An 8,863-nucleotide genomic window follows, 5' to 3' on the forward strand; every position below is an offset into this window, starting at 1 on the left:
ACCCCCTCTCTCGGGTCAGTCCTCCTCGTGCAGCAGGGCCAGGCCGTCGACGGCCACCGGGCCGTCCGGCGTGATGATGAGCGGGTTGATGTCGATCGAATCGATCCACTCACGGCCCGAGGCCGCCAGAGCGCTCGCGGACAGCAGCGTCGCGACGATGGCATCCCGATCCCAGGCCGCTTTCCCCCGATGACCGTCCAACACCCCGAGATCATCGAACTCGGCGAGCAACTCCCGCGCGTCCAGCTCGGTGAACGGTGCCATGCGCCCGCCCACCCGTTTGAACACCTCGACGAAGACGCCGCCCAGCCCGAAGACGACGACGGGGCCCAGCTCGGAACGGCCGGTGATGCCGATGAACGCCTCGCCGTGCCCGTCCACCATCGCCTGGATGGCGATCGTCGGCGGGAGACCGTCTGCGGCCGCGATCCGCTGCAGATCCGCGATGGCGTCGCCGATCCCCTCGCGGGGCACCCGCACCCGCACCGCATCGTGCTCCGTCCGGTGCGCGACGTCCGCGAGCTTGACCACGTACGGACCGTCGAACGACGGATCGGCCTCGGTCGCGCTCTCCACGACCAGGTACGGCGCGACCGCGATTCCCGCCTCCGTCAGCATCCGCATCGTCGCGTCGAACCCCAGCATGGTCCCCTCGGCGACGGACAGCCGGGTGCCCGCCGGCGCAGCACTCGGCGCGACCGCGGATGCGGCAGCGACACGAGCGTCACGGCGGGTGCGCGCGACCGCACCCATCGTGTGGAGTCCTCGCATGAATCCGCGAGGCCCGTTCGTGACCACGAGATTCTCGCTCTCGAAGTCCTCGAGCCACGCACCTGGACGCCCGGCCACGGGGGCGACGACGAACAATTTGTCCGAGGTGGCGGCGACATCTGCCAGGACGCGCACGGACGGGGGCCCGGCATACTCGTCCCAGTCCGCGAACTGGCTGGGGTAGACGAGCGCGTCTACGTCGTCCTCTGCGGAGTAGGTGCGCAGGATCGTCTCCCACAGGCCCGGTTGCATGAGCCCGAAGACGGTCGTGTCCAGCGGATTCGCCGCGTCGCCCCCGGGGATGTTCTCCTTCACGAAGGGCTCGAGCTGCGTGAGCTCCGGCATGTCGACCTGCTCGACTTCGGCGAGGTCGGCCGCCATCTGCGCGAACCCGCCCGTCGCAGTCAGTACGGTGACCCCCTTGACCGGAATCCACCTCTGCGGGGGAACGCGCTCCAGCAATTGCGCCCGATCGATCGCCTCGTCGATGTCACCGGCCAGCTGGATGCCGGCCTGACGGAAGGCGACGTCGTACGTCCACGTGTCGCCCACGATCGCCCCTGTGTGGGAGGCGGCCAGGCGCTGGGCGCGGGCACTGCGTCCGAGCTTGACGGCGATGATCGCCTTCCCGTTCTCCCGCGCGAGCGCTGCGGCGCCGAAGAACTCCTCGGTCCGGCGGATCTTCTCCACGACCAGCACGATGACCTTCGTGAGCGGATCCTCCGCGAGGAACCGCGTGTAGTCCGCCATGTCGGTGACCGGCTCGTTCCCGGCCGAGAACATGAGGTTGAACCCCGGTCCGCCGGGTCGTGCGGCCGCGCCGCCGAGAGCCTCGATGGTGCCGCCGCTGTGCGTGACCGCCGAGATCCCGCCGGCGCGTGCGGGCCATCGGGGCAGCATCGTCAGCCAGTTGCCCTCGTTGACGTTGATCATGCCGACGCCGTTCGGACCGACGATCGGGAACCCTCCCGCGCGAGCGGCATCCACCAGCTGCCGGCTGAGCTCGATCCCCTCCCCGCCGATCTCGGCGAATCCGGCGGCGAGCGTCGCGATGCCGCCGATGCCCAGCTCCGCGCCTTCGATCGCCGTCTGCACCAACGGCTTCGCGGACGTCGCGCTGAAGACGACATCGATGGGCGCATCGATCTCCCGCAGACTGCGGTACACCGGCCGGCCGAACGCCTGGTCGACCTTGGGGTGCACGAAGAAGAGTTCTGCCGAGGACTCGGCCAGGGTGGCTCGAACGCCCGCCGCGTAGGCGGACGTGTCGCTCACACCGACCACCGCAACCGTCCGCGGATGCGCGATCCGGTTCAGGTCGAGGTAGCCGGTGCGCGGCTTGTCGGGGATGTTTCCGTCGGACAACGCTGTCCCTTTCGTCGAAGGCGGGAATCAGATGAAGTCGTTGCGCGGGGGCTCCAGGACCACCTCGTAGGTGTCGCGGAGAACGCCGAGCAGCCGGCTGAGGAGGTGGGCGCGCTTGAGGAACAGGTGGCTGTCCTGCTCCCAGGTGAACCCGATGCCGCCATGGTTCTGGATGTTGTCGGCGGTGGACTTCTGCGCATGACGCGCGGCCAGCGCGTAGGCGGACGCGGCCTGGAACGACGCGTCCGGCTCACCGGCGTCGAACTTCACGGCGGCGAAGGCGACCTGCGAGCGCACGGCGTAGGCGGCGACCGCCATGTCCGCGCAGCGGTGCTTCACAGCCTGGAACGTCCCGATGGGCACACCGAACTGCTGCCGGGTCTGCGCATAGAACGCGGACATGTCGCGCACCGCCTCGATGACGCCGAGCAACTCAGCGGCCGCGTGGATGCGGGCGATGGTCAGGAACGGCCCGTCCACGTCCACGGCGGTCGCGCCTCGCGTCGCACGCGCGACGCGCGTGGTCGGGTCGACGCCGTCGACCGGTTCGGTCGCGGCCACCTCGACGAGCGAGCCCGTCGTCTCGGTCAGGACGACCAGGAGATCCCCGGGCCGAGCGTCGACGACGAGGTCACCCACGGCGATACCCGCGCGGCGCTCCCCCGATACGAGCTCCGCGACGAGGTCCTCCCGCCCGGCCGCGGCGGCGATGCGCGCGGCCAGGATGGTCGTGCGCAGCGGCCCCGGCGCCAGGCGACGGCCGAGTTCGACGAACAGGAGCATCTCCTCGGCGACACCGAGTCCGACCCCGCCCACCTCCTCGGGCACACCAAGGGCCAGCCAGCCGAGGTCGGCATAGCTCGCCCACAGGTCCTCGCTCACCCCGTCGGGCGTCAGCGATTGCTCGCGCACCGTCGCGATCGTCACCGACTTCTCCAGGAAGTCGGAGACGGACTTCGCGATCTCGCGCTGTTCTTCGTCAGGTACCAGGGTGATCATCGCGGCAGTCCCATCACTCGTTCGCCGATGACGTTTCGTTGGATGTCGATCGTGCCGCCGGCGATCGTCGCACTGAAGTCCGCGAGCCACTCGCGGGTGGTGTGCGACCACTCCAGAACGGCGGTGTCGACGATGTCGAGCGCCAGGCGGGCGACCTCCTGCTGCACCTGCACGAAGAAGGTGCGGATGGCGGTCGTCTCGGGCCCCGGCTGCGCTCCCTTCGTGGTCGACGTCACCTGGTAGTAGGCCATCGACCGCAGCGCGGCGGTCGCGGCACGCGCTTGCGCGAGCCGATCGGCGATGGCGGGGTCTCGGAGCCGCCCGTTGTCGCGCGCCACCTCGATGAGATCATCGACGGCGCGGATGTAGGAGAGACGGTGATCGAGGAATCCCGGCCCCCGCTCGGCGGACAGAGTGGACATCGCGACGGACCAGCCGTTGTCCACCCGATCCACCACGTTGGCCAGGGGTACACGCACCTCGTCGTAGAACACCTCGCAGTTGTGCGGGAAGCCGTCGATCGACCGGATCGGCCGGATGTCGATCCCGGGCAGGTGCATCGGCATGATCAGCCACGTGATGCCCTTGTGCTTCTGCGCCTCCGGATTGGTGCGCACCAGCACCTCGCCATAGTCGCTGTACTCGCCGTAACTCGTCCAGATCTTGGACCCAGTGACGACGAGTTCGTCGCCGTCGACGACGGCCCGCGTGGAGAGCGAGGCCAGATCGGAGCCGGAACCCGGCTCCGAGAAGCCTTGGCTCCACGGCGTCTCGCCGCGGAGGATCTGCGGAAGGTAGAACTCCTTCTGCTGCTCGCTGCCCCGCATGATCAGCGTCGGCCCGGCGTGCCCGAAGGCGACCGCGAAGACCGACTCGCGGGGGGCACCGGCCCGTACGAGCTCTTCGTACCAGACGACCTGCTCCAGGAGCGAGAGGCCACGACCGCCGTACTCGACGTCCCAGTCGATGCCCGCCCACCCTCCGGCGAACTGTCGTCGCTGCCACTCCTGGTCGAACTCCTTGAGCGCCTCGCCCCCGGAAGGGCGCGGCTCGCGAGGGACGTTCTCCGCCAACCAGGTGCGCGCCTCCTCACGGAAGCGTGCGGAGTCCGCATCGGGAATCAACTTCATCGTCTTCTCCAGTCGTCGGCGTCGTCTCTGACGCCTGCTTCACGGTCCTGTTATTTAATCATATCCCGTAAGCATTACGATAAGGCTACTATGAGCCGACGCAGGGTTCCACCTGCGGCGCACACGCCGACGTCGACGACGACAGAGGGAGAACAGCAGATGTCCGACATAGTCGTGGATAAGCAGGAGAGCACGACGATCATCACGCTCAACCGCCCCGAAGCGATGAACTCCATGAGCAGCGGTCTGATCAGCGAGCTCACGGCCGCGATGACGGAGTTCCGAGAGGATGGCGCCCAGCGGGTCGCGATCATCACAGGGGCGGGAGATCGCGCCTTCTGCGCGGGAGCGGACCTGAAGGAGATGGCCTCGAGCGCCGCCTCCGGCGGCGGACTGCCCGTCTCGCCCGGACCCGACATCGCGGGCATCGCCGCGACGGAGAAGCCGGTCATCGCCGCGGTCAACGGCCTCGCGGTCGCGGGCGGTATGGAGCTCTCGCTCTGCTGCGACATCCGCATCGCCACCCCGGAAGCCTGGTTCGGCGTCTTCGAGGTCAAACGCGGCATCCTCGCGGGAATCGCCGTGAACGTGCTCCCCCGGGTGCTCCCCTACGGCGTCGCCGCCGACCTGCTCCTGGCCGCGGAACGTCTGCCCGCCGAGCGCGCCTACGCGCTGGGTCTGGTGCAACGGATCGTGCCGCGCGAGGAGCTGCTCGACGCGGCCCTCGCCAAAGCGCGGGCGATCGCGGAGAGTTCGCCGGCCGCGGTCTGGGGAAGCAAGCAGGTGCTGAAGTACTGGCGCAACCTGCAGCAGGCGGAGCAGCAGGCCTACTACGAGGCGGTGGTCCACCGCGTGCTGCTGTCGGGCGACGTGCTGGAGGGGCCGCGGGCTTTCGCCGAGAAACGAGAGGCGTCGTTCTCGGACGGGTGGCCGAAGGTCCCCGGGTTCTGACCCGCCGGCTCGGTCGCATCCATCACCGCATGATCACGAGAAGAAGGAGAGAGAATGCCATTCCAGAACCGCAGAGCCGCGGTCGCCGGCGTCTATCAGTCGAAGCAGGGGGATCTGTCCGATCAGATCCAGCCGATCGCCTGGATGGACGCGGCTAAAGCCGCGTGCGCCGACGCCGGCCTCACACTCGCCGACATCGACGGCCTGATCGGCGACGGCCCGGAGGGCGTCGGCATCCGCGAACAGCTGCCCGGGGCGGCGTTCGGGTACGACCTGCTCGGGAAGCCGCTGCGCTTCCACGCCCGCAACAGCATCGGAGCCGCCGCCGCGGGCGGCGCGATCAACCTCGCCGCCTACGCGGTGTCGGCCGGGCTCGCCGAGGCGGTTCTCGTCGTCACGGCCGCCGCCGGCCAGGCCGAGGGGTACGCCAGCGCGAATCGCGACGAGGCCATCAAGATGATGGCGATGCTCAGCGGGACCTACGAGTTCATCTACGGCACCACGCGGGTGTCGGACTACGCCCAGCTCGCGACGCGTCACATGCACGAGTTCGGCACCACCCCCGCCCAACTCGCGGAAGTGGCGGTCGCGCAACGCCAGGGCGCCGTGCGCCACCCGCTGTCGTTCCACGGCCACCGCGGCGAGATCACCGTCGACGACGTGGTCAACTCCCGACTGATCGCCGATCCGCTGCACATGCTCGACTGCTGCGCGATCAACCAGGGGGCGGGCGCGTACGTCGTCACGACGCTCGAGCGTGCGCGCGACGGGCGGCACGTTCCGATCGAGCTCCTCGGATACGGCGAGGGACACAGTCACATCGACCCGAACGCCTCGCCGTCGCTGGCGGTGTTCCCGGCCGCGAAGGTCGCGGCGGACACGGCGTTCGATCTCGCCGGCGTCGGTCGCGACGACATCGACGTCGCCGGCATCGGCGACCACTTCACGATCAACGTGCTGTTCGGACTCGAGGCGGCGGGCTTCTGCGGCGTGGGCGAGTCCGGTCCCTTCGTCGAGACCGGTGCCCTGCGCCTCGACGGTGCCCTGCCCACCAACACAGCGGGCGGATTCCTGTCGTTCAGCCACGCCGGGATGGCGGGCCTCTTCACCCTCATCGAGGTCGTCGAGCAGCTGCGCGGCGAGGCGGGCGACCGTCAGGTCGCCGGTGCCGAACTCGGCTACGTGAACGGCGTCGGCGGCGCCATGCAGAACAACTACTCCGCGATCCTGGGAAGGGCGTGATCTCATGACCGATGCAACGACAGACAAGCTGCTGCCCACCGGTATCCCCAGCTGGCACATGCCCTACTGGGACTCGCTGCGCGAGCACGCCGTAAAGGTGCAGAAGTGCGCGCAGTGCGGCACGTTCCGCTACATCCCGAAGGAGATCTGCAATCGCTGCTTCTCGGGAGAGTGGACCTGGGAACCGATCGAGGGCACCGGCACCGTCTACACCCACACCACCATCCGGCGGGCCCCCACCCCGGCGTATCAGCCGGACGCGCCCTACACGATCGTGCACGTCACGATGTCCGAGGGCTTCCGCATGATCGGTCGTCTGCACGGGGTCGCCCCCGAGGACGTCCGCATCGACATGCCCGTCCGGGTACGGTACGACGAACTCGGCGACTGGACCGTGCTGAACTTCGAAGCGGCCTGACGCCAACGGTGAAGCGCCCGGGGCCGAGGCCCCGGGCGCTTCACTGCGCATCCCTCACTTCGCGAGGAACGCGCGACTCCCCGGCAGCTCCATACGAGGCAGACCGAGCTCGTGCTGGGCGATCACCGTGCGGAACACCCCGATGGCACCGCCGTAGGTCTTCGTGCCCTGCGCGTAGCGGTAGGCGAAGTCCGCCATCCCCCCGTCGGCGGCCTCGTGCTCGAGAAGCGCCTCCGGCCCGATCAGCGAGATGAGCTCGGCGCCGATGCGGTCGAGGGCCTCGGCACCGAGCACACGCCCGCTGGCTCCGTCGGTCGCGAAGGCCGCTTCCGACAGAGCGATGGCATCCGCCAGGCGATCGACGACGGCGCCGTCGCCGATCGCCCCCGTCGCCTCGGCCCAGTCGAGCGCGGCATCCAGCGCGTCCCGCGCCTCGTAGAGGAAGGCCGGCCCCATCGGCAGCGCGTCGAGTCCATCGTTGACCATCCCGCCCAGGCCGTGCTCGGCGTCGAGGGGACCACGGAGCACCGACCAGCCGCCGTTGACCTCCCCGAGACGGTGGAGGTCGGAGATGCGCGCGTCGTCGTAGAACATCATGTTCGTGCGCTCACCGCTGAAGGTGAAGATCCCCTGCGCCTCCACGCCCGGAATCTTCAGGGGCATGAGGAACATCGTCAGACCTTTGTGCTTGCCGACGGCGGGGTCGGTGCGGGTCAGCAGGAAGCAGTAGTCCGCCTGGTGACCGTTCGTCGTGAACATCTTGGAGCCCGAGATCGTCCACTCGTCGCCGTCGCGCGTGGCACGCAGCCGGGCGCTCGCGACGTCCGACCCACCCTGGGGCTCGGTGAAGCCGAGCGAGAGGCACACCTCGCCGCGCGCGATCCCGTCCAGAACCTGCTCCCGCAGGGGGCTCTGCCCGTACTGCTCGATCGCCGGGCTCACGAGGCGGATCGTGCTCAACTGGCGGGTCGGGGCCTTCGCCCGCTCCAACTCCGCGCGCAGGATCGCCACATGGATCCGGTCGAGACCGGCACCACCCCGCTCGCGGGGGAGCTCGGGGCGGATCCAGCCGCGCGACCCCAAGGCACGGTAGAACTCGCGGTTGTATCCGTCGCCCGTGCGACGTTCGGTCTCGCGCACCTCCTCGGTGACGTGCTCGGCGAGGAACGCTCGCACGTCCTCGACGAAAGCCCGATGCCGACCATCCGGGTCGAGGGAACTGAAGTCCATGAGGCGCCTCCTGGGTGCTGTGCGGTGGGAACGGATCGTGCGGAGCCGCGCGTCAGTGCGCGGCGACCGCCGGGTGGGGCTCGAGGGCGCGCGCGGCCCGCCGTGCCGCGAGTTCGCTCTCGACGATGTGGCGTCGTTCGGCGCGCAGATCTCCGCCGGCCAGTGCCCACCCGTGCGCACGGAGGAAGTAGGGCGTGGTGGGCGCCTCGTTCGTGAAACCGAGCCCTCCCTGCACGTGCGCGGAGACGTTGGTTCCGCGGACCGCGACGTCATGCGCGTACACGAGCGCGGCGGCCGGAAGGTGGCTCTCGGCGTCGGGCTCGTGGTCGAGGAACCAGGCGGCGCGCAGCGCGAGGCTGCGCGCGCTGACGGCGCCGATGTGGGCGTCGACGAGCGGGAACGCGACACCCTGGAGCATGCCCAGGGGCACTCCCATGGTCTCGCGGGTGTGGGTCGCGGAGCGCTGCGGACGACACCCCGTCGAGGTCGACGTCATCCATGTCTCTCGGCATGCGGGGTCCGGTCCGGACGACCCGCTCGTGGTTGCGGAGCAGATCCTCCGTGACGCGACGCCGGGACAGGTCGTGCGCGTGCACCCCGTGGACGGGCCCGTCGCGCAGACGCTCGGGGAGGAGTCCGCCGACGCGGACCTGCTCGTGATCGGCGTCGACCCGGCGCACCCGGTGCGTGCGGCCCTGGGCGGCTGGCTTCCGGTCCGCGTGATCGGGCGGACGCGCGCGCCGCTGTGCATCGTTCC

At 69.6% G+C, this 8,863-nt stretch carries 9 protein-coding genes; 4 read left to right on the forward strand and 5 right to left on the reverse strand.

Annotated features, from left to right (window positions below):
* Positions 1-15: 15 nt before the first annotated feature.
* The 3 genes from I5G_RS18825 to I5G_RS18835 are packed head-to-tail and all read right to left on the reverse strand — an operon-like array spanning position 16 to position 4,265.
* Entirely contained in the window at positions 16-2,136 is a 2,121-nt protein-coding gene (locus I5G_RS18825; RefSeq protein WP_022880445.1) for an acetate--CoA ligase family protein, read from the reverse strand.
* Between the two features lie 27 nt (positions 2,137-2,163).
* The gene (locus tag I5G_RS23610) at positions 2,164-3,135 is read right to left on the reverse strand and encodes an acyl-CoA dehydrogenase family protein (RefSeq protein WP_022880446.1); all 972 of its coding nucleotides are present in this window, start codon (positions 3,133-3,135) and stop codon (positions 2,164-2,166) included.
* On the reverse strand, positions 3,132-4,265 hold the full coding sequence (locus tag I5G_RS18835; RefSeq protein ID WP_022880447.1) for an acyl-CoA dehydrogenase family protein: 1,134 nt from the start codon (positions 4,263-4,265) through the stop codon (positions 3,132-3,134). Before I5G_RS18835 ends, I5G_RS23610 begins: the two co-directional genes overlap by 4 nt.
* A 174-nt stretch (positions 4,266-4,439) precedes the next feature.
* On the opposite strand from I5G_RS18835, the gene I5G_RS18840 reads away from it, so the two are divergent.
* From I5G_RS18840 to I5G_RS18850, 3 genes are read left to right on the forward strand one after another with little or no spacing between them, the layout of a single operon-like run.
* Positions 4,440-5,216, forward strand: coding sequence for an enoyl-CoA hydratase/isomerase family protein (locus I5G_RS18840; protein ID WP_051038899.1), 777 nt, complete (start codon positions 4,440-4,442; stop codon positions 5,214-5,216).
* Positions 5,217-5,270: 54 nt separating this feature from the next.
* Positions 5,271-6,458 carry a thiolase gene (locus I5G_RS18845; RefSeq protein ID WP_022880449.1) on the forward strand — a complete coding sequence of 396 codons (1,188 nt, stop codon included), beginning with the start codon at positions 5,271-5,273 and terminating at the stop codon, positions 6,456-6,458.
* A gap of 4 nt (positions 6,459-6,462) precedes the next feature.
* Positions 6,463-6,876, forward strand: a complete 414-nt coding sequence (locus I5G_RS18850; protein WP_022880450.1) for a Zn-ribbon domain-containing OB-fold protein — start codon at positions 6,463-6,465, stop codon at positions 6,874-6,876.
* A 54-nt stretch (positions 6,877-6,930) separates the two neighbouring features.
* On the opposite strand, the gene I5G_RS18855 is transcribed toward I5G_RS18850, so the two are convergent.
* On the reverse strand, positions 6,931-8,106 hold the full coding sequence (locus tag I5G_RS18855) for an acyl-CoA dehydrogenase family protein (protein ID WP_022880451.1): 1,176 nt from the start codon (positions 8,104-8,106) through the stop codon (positions 6,931-6,933).
* A 52-nt stretch (positions 8,107-8,158) separates the two neighbouring features.
* A complete protein-coding gene (locus I5G_RS26080) occupies positions 8,159-8,542 on the reverse strand; it encodes an acyl-CoA dehydrogenase family protein (RefSeq protein WP_022880452.1) in 384 nt (127 codons plus the stop codon).
* Here I5G_RS26080 and I5G_RS26085 point away from each other — a divergent pair.
* On the forward strand, positions 8,541-8,863 hold a 323-nt coding region (locus tag I5G_RS26085), incomplete at its 3' end, for a hypothetical protein (RefSeq protein ID WP_026096096.1). The two genes, I5G_RS26080 and I5G_RS26085, sit on opposite strands and share 2 nt — an antisense overlap.

Origin of the sequence: Microbacterium sp. B19, assembly GCF_000333395.1 — a bacterium.
In the GTDB taxonomy this organism is placed as follows: domain Bacteria; phylum Actinomycetota; class Actinomycetes; order Actinomycetales; family Microbacteriaceae; genus Microbacterium.

Excerpts from the sequence above, each read along its gene's own strand:
- I5G_RS18845 (WP_022880449.1), top strand. The coding sequence starts at position 5,271 with ATGCCATTCCAGAACCGCAGAGCCGCGGTCGCCGGCGTCTATCAGTCG.
- I5G_RS18850 (WP_022880450.1), top strand. The coding sequence starts at position 6,463 with ATGACCGATGCAACGACAGACAAGCTGCTGCCCACCGGTATCCCCAGC.
- I5G_RS18855 (WP_022880451.1), bottom strand. The coding sequence starts at position 8,106 with ATGGACTTCAGTTCCCTCGACCCGGATGGTCGGCATCGGGCTTTCGTC.
- I5G_RS18835 (WP_022880447.1), bottom strand. The coding sequence starts at position 4,265 with ATGAAGTTGATTCCCGATGCGGACTCCGCACGCTTCCGTGAGGAGGCG.
- I5G_RS26080 (WP_022880452.1), bottom strand. The coding sequence starts at position 8,542 with ATGGGAGTGCCCCTGGGCATGCTCCAGGGTGTCGCGTTCCCGCTCGTC.
- I5G_RS23610 (WP_022880446.1), bottom strand. The coding sequence starts at position 3,135 with ATGATCACCCTGGTACCTGACGAAGAACAGCGCGAGATCGCGAAGTCC.